The organism is Ramlibacter sp. PS4R-6 (assembly GCF_037572775.1).
Lineage (GTDB): Bacteria > Pseudomonadota > Gammaproteobacteria > Burkholderiales > Burkholderiaceae_C > Ramlibacter.
The window spans coordinates 787505-801968 of record NZ_JBBHKA010000001.1 but is presented as its reverse complement, the minus strand read 5'-3'; the positions used below and the strand labels follow the sequence as shown (position 1 = coordinate 801968).

Annotated in this window: 18 protein-coding genes; 5 read left to right on the top strand and 13 right to left on the bottom strand. The window is 69.6% G+C overall.

Translation table 11 applies throughout. The annotated features are described in order from the left end of the window. Positions 1-147: 147 nt before the first annotated feature. The gene (locus WG903_RS03965) at positions 148-1620 is read right to left on the bottom strand and encodes a M20 family metallopeptidase (protein ID WP_340072923.1); all 1473 of its coding nucleotides are present in this window, start codon (positions 1618-1620) and stop codon (positions 148-150) included. 89 nt (positions 1621-1709) lie between these two features. Here WG903_RS03965 and WG903_RS03960 point away from each other — a divergent pair, with 89 nt between their 5' ends. From WG903_RS03960 to WG903_RS03945, 4 genes are all read left to right on the top strand, one after another. Then, positions 1710-2468: a DUF72 domain-containing protein gene (locus tag WG903_RS03960; protein ID WP_340072922.1), complete on the top strand. Its 759-nt coding sequence runs from the start codon at positions 1710-1712 to the stop codon at positions 2466-2468. A 99-nt stretch (positions 2469-2567) separates the two neighbouring features. Next, on the top strand, positions 2568-2762 hold the full coding sequence (locus WG903_RS03955; RefSeq protein ID WP_340072921.1) for a DUF3606 domain-containing protein: 195 nt from the start codon (positions 2568-2570) through the stop codon (positions 2760-2762). A 21-nt stretch (positions 2763-2783) separates the two neighbouring features. Continuing rightward, positions 2784-2915 carry a hypothetical protein gene (locus WG903_RS03950; RefSeq protein ID WP_340072920.1) on the top strand — a complete coding sequence of 44 codons (132 nt, stop codon included), beginning with the start codon at positions 2784-2786 and terminating at the stop codon, positions 2913-2915. Between the two features lie 35 nt (positions 2916-2950). Further along, positions 2951-3418 carry a DUF421 domain-containing protein gene (locus tag WG903_RS03945; protein ID WP_340072919.1) on the top strand — a complete coding sequence of 156 codons (468 nt, stop codon included), beginning with the start codon at positions 2951-2953 and terminating at the stop codon, positions 3416-3418. A 4-nt stretch (positions 3419-3422) separates the two neighbouring features. Here WG903_RS03945 and WG903_RS03940 read toward each other — a convergent pair whose 3' ends face one another. The 11 genes from WG903_RS03940 to WG903_RS03890 form a co-directional block, all read right to left on the bottom strand. Continuing rightward, positions 3423-4010 carry an IMPACT family protein gene (locus tag WG903_RS03940; RefSeq protein ID WP_340072918.1) on the bottom strand — a complete coding sequence of 196 codons (588 nt, stop codon included), beginning with the start codon at positions 4008-4010 and terminating at the stop codon, positions 3423-3425. Beyond that, positions 4010-4822, bottom strand: a complete 813-nt coding sequence (otnI, locus tag WG903_RS03935; RefSeq protein ID WP_340072917.1) for a 2-oxo-tetronate isomerase — start codon at positions 4820-4822, stop codon at positions 4010-4012. The genes WG903_RS03940 and otnI overlap by 1 nt, the downstream gene beginning before the upstream one ends. Positions 4823-4833: 11 nt before the next feature. Then, positions 4834-5502, bottom strand: a complete 669-nt coding sequence (locus WG903_RS03930; protein ID WP_340072916.1) for a class II aldolase/adducin family protein — start codon at positions 5500-5502, stop codon at positions 4834-4836. Continuing rightward, complete coding sequence (otnK, locus tag WG903_RS03925) at positions 5499-6761, bottom strand: 3-oxo-tetronate kinase (protein WP_340072915.1); 1263 nt, start codon at positions 6759-6761, stop codon at positions 5499-5501. The genes WG903_RS03930 and otnK overlap by 4 nt, the downstream gene beginning before the upstream one ends. Next, on the bottom strand, positions 6758-7648 hold the full coding sequence (gene ltnD / locus WG903_RS03920) for an L-threonate dehydrogenase (RefSeq protein WP_340072914.1): 891 nt from the start codon (positions 7646-7648) through the stop codon (positions 6758-6760). The genes otnK and ltnD overlap by 4 nt, the downstream gene beginning before the upstream one ends. 1 nt (position 7649) lies before the next feature. Then, positions 7650-8657, bottom strand: a complete 1008-nt coding sequence (gene denD, locus WG903_RS03915; protein WP_340072913.1) for a D-erythronate dehydrogenase — start codon at positions 8655-8657, stop codon at positions 7650-7652. Further along, positions 8654-9988 carry a chromate efflux transporter gene (gene chrA, locus WG903_RS03910; RefSeq protein WP_340072912.1) on the bottom strand — a complete coding sequence of 445 codons (1335 nt, stop codon included), beginning with the start codon at positions 9986-9988 and terminating at the stop codon, positions 8654-8656. Before chrA ends, denD begins: the two co-directional genes overlap by 4 nt. Further along, entirely contained in the window at positions 9985-10326 is a 342-nt protein-coding gene (locus WG903_RS03905) for a rhodanese-like domain-containing protein (RefSeq protein WP_340072911.1), read from the bottom strand. The genes chrA and WG903_RS03905 overlap by 4 nt, the downstream gene beginning before the upstream one ends. 102 nt (positions 10327-10428) lie before the next feature. Further along, a complete protein-coding gene (metW, locus tag WG903_RS03900) occupies positions 10429-11013 on the bottom strand; it encodes a methionine biosynthesis protein MetW (protein WP_340072910.1) in 585 nt (194 codons plus the stop codon). After that, positions 11010-12137, bottom strand: coding sequence for a homoserine O-succinyltransferase MetX (metX, locus tag WG903_RS03895; RefSeq protein WP_340072909.1), 1128 nt, complete (start codon positions 12135-12137; stop codon positions 11010-11012). The genes metW and metX overlap by 4 nt, the downstream gene beginning before the upstream one ends. A 121-nt stretch (positions 12138-12258) precedes the next feature. After that, positions 12259-12816, bottom strand: coding sequence for a TMEM165/GDT1 family protein (locus tag WG903_RS03890; protein ID WP_340072908.1), 558 nt, complete (start codon positions 12814-12816; stop codon positions 12259-12261). A 336-nt stretch (positions 12817-13152) separates the two neighbouring features. Here WG903_RS03890 and WG903_RS03885 point away from each other — a divergent pair, with 336 nt between their 5' ends. Next, a complete protein-coding gene (locus WG903_RS03885) occupies positions 13153-13638 on the top strand; it encodes an RNA recognition motif domain-containing protein (protein WP_340072907.1) in 486 nt (161 codons plus the stop codon). A 43-nt stretch (positions 13639-13681) separates the two neighbouring features. Here the strand turns inward: WG903_RS03885 and WG903_RS03880 are convergent, their stop codons facing one another. Beyond that, complete coding sequence (locus WG903_RS03880) at positions 13682-14461, bottom strand: SDR family oxidoreductase (RefSeq protein WP_445263574.1); 780 nt, start codon at positions 14459-14461, stop codon at positions 13682-13684. Positions 14462-14464 lie beyond the last annotated feature (3 nt).

Here is a 14464-nt window from a genome sequence, read left to right as displayed (position 1 = left end):
TGCCGCGGCATGTTCGCGCGCGGCGTTGCGTTGCGCAACGGGGTTTTGCGCCCACGCCACACGCCGCGCGCCCCGCAGCGTCTCCCGGTGAATGCGCCGCAGGTTTCCTGTGCGCGAAATCACAGGAAATCCGCGGGCTTCAGCCCATCAAGGCATCTGGGCGATGACCTGGGCGACGGCGGCCGTCAGCTTCTTGGCGTAGGGCACGTGCAGGAATTCGTTGGGGCCGTGCGCGTTGCTCTTGGGGCCGAGCACGCCGCACACCATCATCTGCGCCGTGGGGAAGCCTTCGCTGAGCATGTTCATCAGCGGGATCGTGCCGCCCTGGCCGATGAAGCCGCAGGGCGCGCCGAAATGCGCCTGCGACGCGGCGTCGAGCACCTGCGCGAACCAGGGCGCCGTCTGCGGCGCATTCCACCCGGTGGCGGCGTGGTCGGCCTCGAACGTCACCCGGGCCTGGTAGGGCGCGTTGTCTTCCAACAGCTGCTTGAGCTCTTCTGTGGCCTTGGCCGCATCGACCAGCGGCGGCAGGCGCAGCGACAGCTTGAACGCGGTGTAGGGACGCAGCACGTTGCCCGCGTCCTGCAAGGTCGGGAAGCCTTCGGCGCCCGTGACCGAGAGCGTCGGCTTCCACGTGCGGTTGATCAGTGCCTGCAGCGGGTCGGTCGTGGTGGGCAGCGAGAAGGTGCTCGAGCCGGCGCAATCGAAGTGCGCCCAGGGGAAGCGCTTCCACACCTCGTCGCCGAGGATCTTCGCGGTGGCTTTCGTCTGCTCCAGGCGCTCGCCCGGGATCTCGCAATGGAAACTGTCGGGCAGCAGGCGCCCGCTCTTGCTGTCCTCGAGGCGGTCGAGCACCTGCCGCATGATGCGGAAGCTCGACGGCACCAGGCCCGACGAATCGCCGGAGTGCACGCCTTCGGTGAGGATCTGCACCTTCAGCACGCCGCTGGTCATGCCGCGCAGCGAGGTCGTGAGCCACAGCTGGTCGTAGTTGCCGGCGCCGGAGTCCAGGCAGATCACCAGGCCCACATCGCCCAGGCGAGGGCGCAGCGCGTCGACGTAGGGCAGCAAGTCGTAGGAGCCCGACTCCTCGCACGTTTCCACGATGCCGACGATGCGCGGGTGCGGAATCTTCTGCGCCTTGAGCGCCTGCACGGCGGCGATGCTGGCGTAGGCGGCGTAGCCGTCGTCGGCGCCGCCGCGGCCATAGAGCTTGCCGTCCTCGTACTTGGGCGTCCACGGGCCCAGGTCCGAGCGCCAGCCGGTGAACTCCGGCTGCTTGTCCAGGTGGCCGTACATCAGCACGGTCTGCTTCGCATCGGCCTTGGTCGCCGCGATGTCGAAGAACAGCACCGGCGTGCGGCCGGGCAGGCGCACGACCTCGAGCTTCAGGCCCTCGACCTTCTGCGCCTCGATCCACGCGGCGGCGTTGCGCACCACGGTGTCGATGAAGCCGTGCTGGACCCAGTCCTTGTCGAAGCCCGGCGACTTGGCGGGGATGGCAATGTAGTCGGTGAGTTGCCGCACGATGTCGCGGTCCCATTGCTCGGTGGCGTGGGTCAGCGCGGAGGCGGGATCGAGGAGGCCGGCGGGGATTTCCCGGTGCAGGGGTGCGTTCATGGCTGAGGTTCGCTTGTGGCGTGAAACAGCGGAACCATGAACTGTACGCCACTGACAAATCCCCTGCCACCCGGGCCTAACATGCCGTCATGGACACACGCATCCGCGTCGGCGTCGGCGGCTGGACTTACGAGCCCTGGCGCGACAACTTCTTCCCCCGGGGGCTGCCGCACAGCCGCGAGTTGCACCACGCCAGCCGGCAACTGACGGCCATCGAGGTCAACGGCACCTACTACAGCACCATGAAGCGGGCGACCTTCGCCAAGTGGCGCGACGAGACGCCCGAAGGCTTCGTCTTCACGCTCAAGGCCAACCGCTTCGCCACCAACCGCAAGGTGCTGGCCACGGCCGGCGAGTCGATCGAGCGCTTCGTCGCCAGCGGCATCGCCGAACTGCAGGACAAGCTCGGCGCGGTGCTGTGGCAGTTCATGGAGACCAAGAAGTTCGATCCGGCCGATTTCGAGGCGTTCCTGAAGCTGTTGCCGCGCGAAGCCGGCGGGCGGCCCTTGCGCCACGTACTGGACGTGCGCAACCCGACGTTCGCCAACGAGCAGTACCTGGACCTCGCGCGCCGCCACGGCTGCGCGACGGTGTTCACCGACTCGGAGAAGTTTCCCAACATCCCCGACACCGAATCCGACCTGGCCTACCTGCGCCTGATGCGCAGCGAAGCGTCCTGCCCCACCGGCTACCCGGTGGCGCAGCTGGACCAGTGGGCGCAGGGCTGCCGCGCCTGGGTGGCCAAAGGATCGCGGCGCGAGGTGTTCTGCTTCTTCATCAACGGCGCCAAGGAGCGGGCGCCGGCCGCCGCCATGGAGCTCATCCGTCGCTTGCCTTCGCAAGCTTAGGCGCCGGATTACACGCTGTTTCGCTGCTGACGCTCAGGGCGCCCACTGCAACACGCGCCCAATGCCCGAAGTAGTCAAAACAACGTTGGGAGCCGATTCATGGCTTACGTCTTCGAATCCGTGCCGCGCGACCGCGGCCGCATCGACCTGTCCGACCCGCGCGAAGTGAACTGGTGGCGCAAGAAGTTCGACTGCAGCGAGTGGCAGCTGCGCGAAGCCGTGGCCGAAGTCGGCGACAGCGCCGCCATCGTCGAGCAGATGCTCGACGGCCGCCGCACCCTCATCACGCTGTAGCCCCCCGACGCATCGCCCGGCATGACGCCGATCATGGGCCTGTTCCTGCGGTGCCTGCTGGCGCTCGCCCTGCTGCTGGTGATGACGGCCATGGTCGACGCCGCGTTCGCCGCGCCGCCCCCGCCGGCCGCCCCTTCCGCCAAACTTGTCTGACACCGCACGGCCCCGCGCCGTGCTGTACTGCCTGCATGCTCGACATGGACCACGCCTGGTGGGAGTTCGTCGTGCGCGCCTCGGTCGTGTACGTGGTGCTGCTCGTGATGGTGCGCGCCACCGGCAAGCGCACCGTGGGCCAGTTCGCGCCGTTCGACCTGGTGGTCGTCATGCTGCTGTCCGAGGCGGTGAGCGGCTCGATCAACGGCCAGGACGACTCGCTGCCCGGCGGCCTCATCGCGGCGGCGACGCTGATCGTCCTGAACACGCTGGTCGTCGTCCTCGCCTCGCGCTTCCAGAAGGTCGACGCCGTGCTGCAGGGCAGCCCCGTGCTGATCGGCCGCGACGGGACGATCTACAAGGACGTCCTCAAGCGCGAGCGCGTGCCCGAATCGGACGTGGAACAGGCGCTGCGCGAGAACAATTGCGAAATCGAGGACATGCGCATGGCCGTGCTCGAGGCCGACGGCACCATCAGCGTCCTCAAACGCAGCGGCGACTGAAGGCTCACGCCTCCAGCCAAGCCAGCTGGCCTTGGCCGGCTTTGTTCAGGCGCGCGACGAGCGCGGCCGCGTCGCCCTCGACGACCGTGAAGGCGAACTGCACGGCATCGCCGTGCGTGACGCCGTCGAGCACGGCCTGCGCCTTCTCGAGCTCGCGCCGCACCATGCCTTCCATCGCATACGGAACCGCGCAGCGCAGGGCCACACGTTGGCGAATGGGAATCTTGCCGGCGCCCAGCAGCGCCTGCGCGACCGCGTCGGTGTAGGCGCGCACCAGGCCGCCCGCGCCGAGCTTCACGCCGCCGAAATAGCGCACGACGGTCGCCAGCACGCCGTCCAGGTCCTGCCGCCGCAACACCTCCAGCATCGGCCGGCCCGCGGTGCCGGAAGGCTCGCCGTCGTCGTTGGCCGCCGACTGGCCGCCCGCGAGCAGCGCCCAGCACACGTGCGCGGCGCCCGGGTGCTCGATGCGCAATTGCGCGACGATGGCCTGCGCCTCGCTGCGGCCGGCCACTGCCTGCACGCAGCCGATGAAGCGGCTCTTCTTGATGGTGAGGTCGCTGTGGACGGGACCGGCGAGCGTGAGCGGCATCAGCGCCAGCGCGGGAACCAGCTGGCGAGGCCCGCGCTGGTGCCGCCCGCCGCGGCGCCGCGCGCGGGCCGGTATTCGCAGCCCACCCAGCCCTGCCAGCCGCAGCTCGCGGAGACCTCGTCGATCACGTCGAAGAGGTAGGGGTAGTTCACCTCGCCGACGTCCGGCTCGTGCCGCTGCGGCACGCCGGCGATCTGGAAGTGCCCCACGCGGCCCGTCGGCAGGTACTGGCGGATCTTCATCGCCACGTCGCCCTCGACGATCTGGCAGTGGTACAGGTCGAATTGCACCTTCAGGTTCGCCGCGTCCGCTTCCTGCACGATGGCGTGCGCCTCGTCCTGGCGGTTGAGGAAGAAGCCGGGGATATCGCGCGTGTTGATCGGCTCGATGAGGACATCGAGCTTCGCCTTCGCGGCTTCCGCCGCCGCGACGCGCAGGTTGCCGACGTAGGTGCGGCGCAGCGCGGCGCGGTCCGCGCCTTCAGGCGCCAGGCCCGCCATCACGTGCACGCGCGGGCAACCCAGCACGCCGGCGTAGTCGATGGCCTTGGCGATGGCGGCGCGGAACTCGGCCTCGCGGCCGGGCAGGCAGGCCAGGCCCTTCTCGCCCTTGTCCCAGTCGCCGGGCGGCGCGTTGAACAGCACCTGCTGCAGGCCGTTGGCATCGAGCCGCGCCTTCAGCTCCTTGGCCTCGTACGCGTAGGGGAACAGGTACTCGACCGCGCGGAAGCCGTCGCGCGCGGCGGCCTCGAAGCGGTCGAGGAAATCGAGCTCGGGATAGAGCATCGACAGGTTCGCGGCGAATCGCGGCATGCGTGTGTCCTTTACCAGCGCGCGCCGAAGGTGCGGCGCAGCTCGTCGATCTGGTCCGGCGCCAGCGGCGCGGGCGGCGTGCGGGCCAGCAGAACCAGCCGCGCGGTTTCTTCCAGTTCTTCCAGCACCGCCATCGCGGCGGCGGGCGAGTCGTGCCACACGTTGGGCCCCAGGCGCTGCAGCATCACGGCGCGGATCGCGTGGCCGGCTTCGCCGTGCTGCGCGATCTGCTGCGCGACGAGGTCCGCCACGGCACTCGCGCCGGGGCGGTGGTACGGGATCAGCGGCACATGGCCCACCTTCATCACGAAGTACGGCGTGATCGGTGGCAGCAGTTCGGCGTCGGTGCAGCCCAGGCTCAGCGCCACGCAATGCGTGCTGTGCGTGTGGATCACGCAGCGCGTCTCGGCATCGAAGCGGCCGGCGGCGGCGTAGATCGCGCGGTGCAGCACCAATGTCTTGCTCGGGCGCGCGCCACCGCCGTGCTGGCCCTGCGCATCGACGCGCGACAGCTGCGCCGGGTCGAGGAAGCCCAGGCACGCGTCGGTGGGCGTGATCAGGAAGCCGCCATCGGGCAGCCGCACGCTGATGTTGCCGGCGGTGGCGTGCACGTAGCCGCGCTCGAACAGGCTGCGGCCGATGCGGCAGATCTCTTCGCGGGCGCGGCTTTCGGCGTTCATGCGAGCAGCGTGAAGGCCTTGGTGAAGAAATCGGTCGTGCCGAAGTTGCCCGACTTCAGCGCGATGTGCGCGCCCTCGCCGCCCACGCGCGCATGGCACCACGGCACGCCGGGGTCGATCTGCGACCCGATGCGCAACTGGGTGATCCCCAGCGCCTGCACGCAGGCGCCGGACGTTTCGCCGCCGGCCACGAGCAGCTGGCGCACGCCGCGCTCGACCAGGCCGCGCGCGATCGCGGCGAGGGCGTGCTCGACCATCGCGCCGGCTTCGGCCACCCCCAGTTGCGACTGCGTGGCCTTCACGGCGGACGCATCGGCCGTCGAGTAGACGAGCACCGGGCCCTGCGCCAGCAGCGGCTGCGCCCAGGCCAGCGCTTCCTCGACGACGGTTTCGCCACGCGCGATGCGCAGCGGGTCGAGCGCGAAGGCATGGCCGCCCTTGGCGATGAAGTCCGCCACCTGCGCGTTGGTCGCCTGCGAGCAGCTGCCCGAGACGATCGCGCGCAGGCCGCTTGCACGCGGCAATTCGCTGGCCTGCGAGGAGGGGGCGATGCCGAAGTTCTGCGGCAGGCCGATCGCCACGCCCGAGCCGGCCGTGACGAGCGCATGGTCGGCGACCGCAGGGCCGAGGCGCACGAGGTCGTCGTTGGACACCGCATCGACGATGGCCAGGCCCACGCCCTCGCGCTTCAGCTGCGCGATGCGCTCGCGGATGGCGGGCGCGCCCTGCGCGACGGTGCGGTGGTCGATGAGGCCGACCTTGCGGCGGCACTGCGCCTGCAGCACGCGCACCAGGTTCGCGTCGCGCATCGGCGTGAGCGGGTGGTCGCGCATGCCGCTGTCGGACAGCAGCTGCTCGCCGACGAAGAGGTGGCCCTTGAACACGGTGCGGCCGTTGTCGGGGAAGGCTGGCGTGGCGATTGCGAAATCGGTGCCCAGCGCGTCCATCAACGCCTCGGCCACCGGCCCGATGTTGCCGGCCGGCGTGCTGTCGAAGGTGGAGCAGTACTTGAAGTAGACCTGGCGCGCGCCCTGTTCGCGCAGCCAAGCCAGTGCGGTGAGCGACTGCGCCACCGCTTCCTGCGCGGGGATGGTGCGCGACTTCAGCGCGATGACGACCGCGTCCGCTTCGGCATCGAGCGCGCCGGTGGGCGCGCCGATGGCCTGCACGGCGCGCATGCCGGCGCGCACCAGGTTGTTGGCCAGGTCGGTGGCGCCGGTGAAGTCGTCGGCGATGCAGCCGAGCAGCAAACGGCTCATTTCTTCTGGGGCAGCTCGATGCCGGGGAATGTCTTGATCACCGCGCTGTCGTCCTCGCGGCCGTGGCCGGCGGAGGAGGCCTGCATGAACATCTGGTGCGCGGTGGACGAGAGCGGCAGCGGGAATTTGGTCGCGCGCGCGAGGTCGAGCACCAGCCCCAAGTCCTTCACGAAGATGTCCACGGCCGACAGCGGCGTGTAGTCGCCCGCCAGCACGTGCGGCATGCGGTTCTCGAACATCCAGCTGTTGCCCGCGCTGTGCGTGATGACGTCGTAGAGCGCTTCGGGGTCCACGCCTTCGCGCAGGCCCAGCGCCATGGCCTCGGCGGCCGCGGCGATGTGCACGCCCGCGAGCAGCTGGTTGACGATCTTGACCTTGCTGCCCGCGCCGGCGCGCGCGCCCAGCTTGTAGACCTTGGCGGCCATGCCCTCGAGCACGTCGCCGCAGGCGGCATACGCCTCGGGGCGGCCCGCCGTCATCATCGTGATCTGGCCCGCCGCGGCCTTGGCCGCGCCGCCGGAGATGGGTGCGTCGAGGTACTGCAGGCCCAGGGCCTGCAGGCGGCCCTCGAGCGCCGCCGACCAGTTGGGGTCGACGGTGGAGCACATGACGAAGACGCTGCCCTTCTTCATCGCCGCCGCGCAGCCGTTGGCGCCGAAGAGGACATCCTCCGTCTGCGCCGCATTCACCACGACGGAGACGACGATGTCGCAATCGCGCGCGGCCTCGGCAGGCGTCGCACACGCCACGCCGCCGTCCTTGGCGAACTGCTGCGCGACGCCGGCGCGCGCATCGCACACGTGGACCTCGTGCCCGGCGCGCCGCAGCGACCCCGCCATGCCCGCGCCCATGGCGCCGAGCCCGATGAGCGCGATCTTCCGGCCCATGTCAGCGCACCGCGACCTTCACCGCCTGCGGGTTCTCGCGGATGTACTCGCGGACGATCGATTCGAAGTCGGTGTTCGCCTTCAGGCCGAGAGCCTTCGCGCGCGGCCAGTGCACCTTGCCCGGCCAGCCATAGACGAGCTTGCCGATCCGTTCGTCCGGCACCCAGTCGAGCAGGCGCGCGGCTTCGGGCGACACGCGCTCCAGCGCCGCCGCCATCTCGCCGACGCTCACGCACAGCGACGGCAGGTTCAGGCCGGTGAGCGGCCCCCACTCGGCATCGCTCGCTTCGGCGCAGCGGATCAGGCCCTCGATGGTGAGCGAAGGCGACAGGATGGGGTGCTGGACCTCCGCCCCCACCGGCACCTGCGCGCGCACGCCCGCCAGCGGCTCGCGGATCATCCCGGAGAAGAAGCTCGACGCCGCGCCGTTGGGACGGCCGGGCCGCACGCTCACCGTCATCAGGCGCACGCTGCGCGCGCGGATGTAGCCTTTGCGCGCGTAGTCGGCCATCATCAGCTCGCCGATCGCCTTCTGGTTGCCGTAGCTCGATTGCGGCGTGGGCAGGGTGAAGTCCTCGATGGGGTCGGGCATCTCGCCGCCCGGCAACTTGCCGAACACGGCCACCGAACTGGAGAACACCACCGTCGGCCGGTTGCCGAGCGCGCGGCACGCTTCCAGCAGCGCATGCGTCGCGGCGAAGTTGCTGCGCATGCCCAGGTCGAAGTCGGCTTCGCATTCGCCGCTGACGGCGGCAGCCAGGTGGAAAACGACTTCGGTGCCGGCTGCGGGAACCTGCTTCGACGCGAGCTGCTCGTTCAGGTCGCCGCCGACGAAGGTGATGCGCGGATCTTTCGCCAGGTCGTCGGGCGGCGGCGCGCGGTCGGCCAGGGTGATGGACTCGACCTTGCGGGCCGGCGCGCCCGCCACGGACAACTGGCCTTGCGCCAGCAGCGCACGCGCGAGCCGCGCGCCGACGAAACCGCTGCCACCGGTGATGAGGATTTTCATCCGACCGATGATAGGACCAGACCCGCGAGCGCACATGTGGCAATCACGGAGATCACGCCCACCTTGTAGCGCAACAGTGCTACTGCGGCCGCGGTGGCGATGACCAATGCACGCCAGTCGACGGGCCCGCCCGCCACCGGCTGGGCGATGTGCGCGAGGAAGAACAGCGCCAGGCTCGCGATCACGCCGACCACCGCCGCGGTGATCGCCGTCAGCGGCGCCGTGAACTTCATGTTGCCGTGCGTCGCTTCCACCAGCGGCCCGCCGGCCAGGATGAAGAGGAACGAGGGCAGGAAGGTGAACCAGGTGACCACCGTGGCCGCGAGGGCCGCGCCGGTGAAGAGCAGGTCGGGCCCCAGCACCTGCTTCGTCCAGCCGCCGACGAAGCCGACGAAGGCCACGACCATGATCAGGGGGCCCGGGGTGGTCTCGCCGAGCGCGAGGCCGTCGATCATCTGCGCGGCGGTGAGCCACTGGAACTGCTCGACCGCGCCCTGGTAGACGTAGGGCAGCACGGCATACGCGCCGCCGAAGGTGAGCAGCGCGGCCTTGGTGAAGAACCAGCCCATCTGCGCCAGCGTGCCGTCCCAGCCGCTCGAGGCCAGCAGCGCGGCCATGGGCACCAGCCACAGCACCGCGCCCGCCGCGACGACAAGGGCCAGGCGGCTGCGCTGGAACAGCGCATGCGGCGGCGTGGGCGTGTCGTCGTCGATCACGTAGCGCTCGCTGCCGTGCGCTTGCGCCTTCGCCGCATGGCCGGCGCCACCCGCGAACTGCGCCGGCAGGTACTTGCCGCCGAGCGCGCCGGCGATGGCCGCGCTGAGCACCACCCACGGGAAGGGCACGTGCAGCGCCGCGATCGCGACGAAGCTCAGGACGGCGATGGCCCACAGCAGCGGCACGCGGCGCGGGTCCTTCAGCGTGCGGCTGCCGATGCGCCAAACCGCCTGCAGCACGATGGCCGCCACCGCGGGCTTGATGCCGTAGAACAGGCCCGCGATCCAGCTCACGTGGCCATAGGCCACGTAGATCCACGACAGCGCGATCAGGATGAACAGCGACGGCAGCACGAACAGCGCGCCCGCCACGATGCCGCCCCAGGTGCGGTGCATCAGCCAGCCGATGTAGGTGGCCAGCTGCTGCGCCTCCGGGCCCGGCAGCAACATGCAGTAATTGAGCGCGTGCAGGAAGCGCTTCTCGGAGATCCAGCGCCGGCCCTCGACGAGCTCGCGGTGCATCACCGCGATCTGCCCGGCCGGCCCGCCGAAGCTGATGAAGCCGAGCTTCAGCCAGAAGCGGAAGGCCTCGGCGAAGGTCACGCCGTGCGTCATGCTTCGCCGCGCTTGGGAATGGTCGGCAGACCCGCGGCCCGCCAGCCTTCGATGCCGCCTTCCAGGAACCGGGCGTCCCAGCCCTGCGCCCGCAGCTGCGCGGCGGCTTGCTCGCCGACTTCGAGGCCGTGCACGCAATACACCACGGCTTCACGCGGCGCCTGCGACGCGGCGAAGCTCGCCACGTCGTTGGGGTCGCAGCGCTGCGCCTGCGGCAAGACGCAATCGGCCTCGGCGTAACGCACGTCGCGGCGCACGTCGAGCACGAGCGGTGCGTCGTTGCGCGCGAGGCGCGCGGACAGTTCAGTGGGAGAGATGGAAGGCGATGCGGTGTCCATGTCGGGAAACTCCAGTGCGAGTTGCCAGCGCTTGGACGGGACACCGTCTATCCCCCGGGAGGGAACGGGAGGCTGTGATCCCGATGCCGCGATGTTAGCGCATCAACCGCGCTCGAACTTGAACACCGCGGTCGAGGCGCGGGCATTCGGCAGCACGCGCACCTCGCGGCCCTCCTGCAGGCCGAAGGCGTCGAGGATCGCCAACCGGTTCTTGGTCGCCAGCACCTCGAAGTCCTTGAAGGTGCCCACGCGGATGTTGGGCGTGTCGTACCACTGGTAGGGCAGGCGCTTGGTCACCGGCATGCGCCCGCGCAGGATCGCCAGGCGGTTGGGCCAGTGCGCGAAGTTGGGGAAGGCGACGATGCCCGTGCGGCCGACGCGCGCCGTCTCCACCAGCATGGTCTCGGCGTTGCGCAGGTGCTGCAGCGTGTCCACCTGCAGCACGACGTCGAACGACGCGTCCTCGAACATCGACAGGCCTTCGTCGAGGTTCAGCTGGATGACGTTGACGCCCCGCTTCGCGCAGGCCAGCAGGTTCGCGTCGTCGATCTCCACGCCGTAGCCGCTGCAGCCGCGCTCGCGCTGCAGCAGCTCCAGCAGCGCGCCGTCGCCGCAGCCCAGGTCGAGCACGCGCGAACCCTGCGGCACGAGGCTCGCGATCACCTCCATGGTGGTGCGGTCGCTCATGCGCCCTCCTTCGCGATGCCGTCGAAGTAGGCCCGCACCACGCCCATGTAGCGCTCGTCGTCCAGCAGGAAGGCGTCGTGGCCGTGCGGCGCGTCGATCTCGGCGTAGCTCACGTCGCGCCTGTTGTGCAGCAGCGCCTTGACGAGCTCGCGGCTGCGCGCCGAGGTGAAGCGCCAGTCGGTCTTGAAGCTCACGAGCAGGAACTTGGCGCGCGCCACGGCCAGGGCCTTGGCGAGGTTGCCGCCGTGGCGCTTGGCGGGGTCGAAGTAATCGAGCGCGCGCGTGATCAGCAGGTAGGTGTTGGCGTCGAAGTACTCGCTGAACTTGTCGCCCTGGTAGCGCAGGTAGCTCTCGATCTGGAACTCGATGTCCTGCGTGGAGTACTTCAGGTCGATGCCGTCGCGCAGCTCGCGGCCGAACTTCTCGTTCATCACGTCGTCCGACAGGTACGTGATGTGGCCGATCATGCGGGCGATGCGCAGGCCGCGCTTGGGGATGACGCGGCGCTCGTAGAAATGGCCGCCGTGGAAATCGGGGTCGGTGACGATGGCGCGGCGCGCCACCTCGTTGAAGGCGATGTTCTCGGCGTTGAGGTTGGGCGCGCTGGCGACCACCACCGCGTGGCGCACACGTTCGGGGTATTGCAGCGTCCACGACAGCGCCTGCATGCCGCCCAGGCTGCCGCCCATGACCGCGGCGAGCGTTTCGATGCCGAGGCCGTCGAGCAGTCGCGCCTGCGCATCCACCCAGTCTTCCACCGTCACCACCGGGAAGTCGGCGCCGTACACGCGGCCGGTGTCGGGGTTCACATGCATGGGGCCCGTCGAGCCGAAGCACGAGCCCAGGTTGTTCACGCCGATGACGAAGAAGCGGTCGGTGTCCACCGGCTTGCCGGGGCCGATCATGGTGTCCCACCAGCCCACGTTGTCGGGCTGGTCCGCGTAGACACCCGCCACGTGGTGCGACGCGTTGAGCGCGTGGCAGATCAGGACCGCATTGCTCTTGTCCGCATTGAGCGTGCCGTAGGTCTCGTAGGCCAGCGAATAGCCGCGGATGGACGCGCCGCTTTGCAGCGCGAGCGGCGCTTCGAAGGACATCGTTTGCGGTGTGGCGACGAGCGGCATGGCGAAAAAGCAAAAACCCGGATCGCTAAACACGATGCCGGGCTCTCGTCGGGCTTCGTCTTTAGCTGCATTTGGTTAAGCGCCCGCAAGCGGAAGCAAATCGGCGCTGGCGGAAGTATACCTAAACGATCAATGCCGCCACCCCGAGCGCGAGGAAGATCACCGCGGAGACCACGTGCACGGCGCGGATCGGCACGGCCCGCGTCGCGCGCTCGCCGAACCACACCACCGGCACGTTGGCCAGCATCATCCCCAGTGTCGTTCCGCCGACCACCGCGACCCAGTTCGGGAAGCGCGCCGCCAGCATCACGGTGGCCACCTGGGTCTTGTCGCCCATCTCGGCGAAGAAGAAGGCGATGAGCGTGGTGCCGAACACGCCCAGGTGGGAGGCGCGTTCCTGCTCGCCCGCGTCGAGCTTGTCGGGAATGAGCATCCACACGGCCATGGCGATGAACGAGGCCGCCAGGATCCAGCGCAGCACCTGCGGGCCCAGCAGCGTGGTGAGCCAGGCGCCGGCCGCGCCGGCCAGCGCGTGGTTGAACAAGGTGGCCACGAAGATGCCGGCGGCGATCGGCCAGGGCTTGCGAAAGCGGGCGGCGAGGACCAGGGACAGCAGCTGGGTCTTGTCACCGATTTCAGCGAGGGCGACGAGGCCGGTGGAGACGAGGAAGGCTTCCATGCGGGGCCGCGCAGTCTAGACGCGCGAAGCTGTCAGTCTCCCCACGGCGGTTTCATCCCGGGGGGCTGGATGAGTAGCCCCGGAGGCCAAAAAGCAACAAAAGCGCTACAGAAAGCGGCAGGAACGGGTGCGGATTCAGGGTTTTCGACCGCTTCCGGTACCCGGCAGGGCTGCACGCCGCCGGAATATCTGCTCATAATGGCATCGCGTGCCAGCAGTACGTCACGCGCAGATTGCGGTGATCAGGTCAGTGTTTCGCTTCTCCAGCCACCTCGGCGGTGGCCTGCGTTCTCGGGACTCCATCGCGCCAGTGTTCGTTTTTTCAGGAGTCCCTCGATGGGCAACAAACTTTACGTCGGCAACCTGCCGTATTCCGTTCGCGACAACGACCTGGAGCAAGCCTTCGGCCAGTTCGGTTCCGTCACCAGCGCCAAGGTGATGATGGAGCGCGACACCGGCCGCTCGAAGGGCTTCGGCTTCGTCGAGATGGGATCGGATGCCGAGGCGCAAGCAGCCATCAACGGCATGAACGGCCAGCCCCTGGGCGGCCGCAGCGTCGTCGTCAATGAAGCGCGTCCGATGGAAAACCGCCCGCGTGGCGGTGGCGGCGGCTACGGCGGCGGCGGCGGTGGTGGTTACGGCGGCGGCGGTGGCGGCGGCTACGGTGGTGGCGGTGGTGGCGGCGGCCGTCGCGAAGGCGGCGGTGGCGGCTACGGCGGCCGTGGCGGCGGCGGTGGTGGCGGCAACGACGGCGGCTTCCGCAGCCCGTACGGCTCCGGCCCGCGCGGCGGCGGCGGCGGTGGCAACCGCGGCGGCTACTGATCCAGCTGCTTCGCCAAAGACAAAGGGGCCTTCGGGCCCCTTTTCATTTGTCCTTTTGCCGGTGCTTCCTCGGCCGCCCCGCCAGCGCGCGGTCGTACAGCGCGTTTGGCAATGCGCGCAGCAGCTTGGCGACCACGCCCATCTGCCACGGGATCACGCGGTAGCTCGTGCCCGCCTCGATCGTGCGGAAGGCGCGGTCGGCGAAATCCTCGGCCTTCATCAGGAAGGGCATCGAGTAGCGGTTCTCGCGCGTGAGCGGCGTGTCGATGTAGCCGGGGCAGATCGTCACCACCTTCACGCCGCTGGCGCGCAGCTCGCCGCGCAGGCTCTCGCAGTAGCTGATCACGCCGGCCTTGCTGGCGCAGTACGCGCCGTGCCCCGGCAGGCCGCGGATGCCGGCGACGCTGCCGATGCCCACCAGCCGCCCCGAGCCGCGCCGCCTCATGCCGGCGATGAAGGGATGGAAGGTCGCGGCCAGGCCGATATTGTTGGTGGCGAAAGTGCGGGCGATCACCTCGATGTCGCCGCGCTCCTCGGTGTCCACGCCGATGCTGATGCCCGCGTTGGCGATCACCACGTCGGGCACGCCCTGTTGCTCGATGCACCGCGCACCGGCGCCGACGATGCTGTCGGTGTCGGCGACATCCGCGGCGTAGACCGCGTAGCGCTGGGCATCGAGCCGCTGCGCCTGCGCCCATTGTTCGATCTCGCCCGTGCGCCGCGCCGCGAGCGCGAGGCGCCAGCCCGCGTCGTAGTAGCGCCGCGCCAGCGCCTGGCCGATGCCGCTGGAAGCGCCGGTGATGAAGACGAGCGGGCCGGCCATGGG

Coding starts and splice junctions, on each gene's coding strand:
- WG903_RS03965 (WP_340072923.1), bottom strand. CDS start 1,620: ATGAACGCACCCCTGCACCGGGAAATCCCCGCCGGCCTCCTCGATCCC.
- WG903_RS03960 (WP_340072922.1), top strand. CDS start 1,710: ATGGACACACGCATCCGCGTCGGCGTCGGCGGCTGGACTTACGAGCCC.
- WG903_RS03955 (WP_340072921.1), top strand. CDS start 2,568: ATGGCTTACGTCTTCGAATCCGTGCCGCGCGACCGCGGCCGCATCGAC.
- WG903_RS03950 (WP_340072920.1), top strand. CDS start 2,784: ATGACGCCGATCATGGGCCTGTTCCTGCGGTGCCTGCTGGCGCTCGCC.
- WG903_RS03945 (WP_340072919.1), top strand. CDS start 2,951: ATGCTCGACATGGACCACGCCTGGTGGGAGTTCGTCGTGCGCGCCTCG.
- WG903_RS03940 (WP_340072918.1), bottom strand. CDS start 4,010: ATGCCGCTCACGCTCGCCGGTCCCGTCCACAGCGACCTCACCATCAAG.
- otnI (WP_340072917.1), bottom strand. CDS start 4,822: ATGCCGCGATTCGCCGCGAACCTGTCGATGCTCTATCCCGAGCTCGAT.
- WG903_RS03930 (WP_340072916.1), bottom strand. CDS start 5,502: ATGAACGCCGAAAGCCGCGCCCGCGAAGAGATCTGCCGCATCGGCCGC.
- otnK (WP_340072915.1), bottom strand. CDS start 6,761: ATGAGCCGTTTGCTGCTCGGCTGCATCGCCGACGACTTCACCGGCGCC.
- ltnD (WP_340072914.1), bottom strand. CDS start 7,648: ATGGGCCGGAAGATCGCGCTCATCGGGCTCGGCGCCATGGGCGCGGGC.
- denD (WP_340072913.1), bottom strand. CDS start 8,657: ATGAAAATCCTCATCACCGGTGGCAGCGGTTTCGTCGGCGCGCGGCTC.
- chrA (WP_340072912.1), bottom strand. CDS start 9,988: ATGACGCACGGCGTGACCTTCGCCGAGGCCTTCCGCTTCTGGCTGAAG.
- WG903_RS03905 (WP_340072911.1), bottom strand. CDS start 10,326: ATGGACACCGCATCGCCTTCCATCTCTCCCACTGAACTGTCCGCGCGC.
- metW (WP_340072910.1), bottom strand. CDS start 11,013: ATGAGCGACCGCACCACCATGGAGGTGATCGCGAGCCTCGTGCCGCAG.
- metX (WP_340072909.1), bottom strand. CDS start 12,137: ATGCCGCTCGTCGCCACACCGCAAACGATGTCCTTCGAAGCGCCGCTC.
- WG903_RS03890 (WP_340072908.1), bottom strand. CDS start 12,816: ATGGAAGCCTTCCTCGTCTCCACCGGCCTCGTCGCCCTCGCTGAAATC.
- WG903_RS03885 (WP_340072907.1), top strand. CDS start 13,153: ATGGGCAACAAACTTTACGTCGGCAACCTGCCGTATTCCGTTCGCGAC.
- WG903_RS03880 (WP_445263574.1), bottom strand. CDS start 14,461: ATGGCCGGCCCGCTCGTCTTCATCACCGGCGCTTCCAGCGGCATCGGC.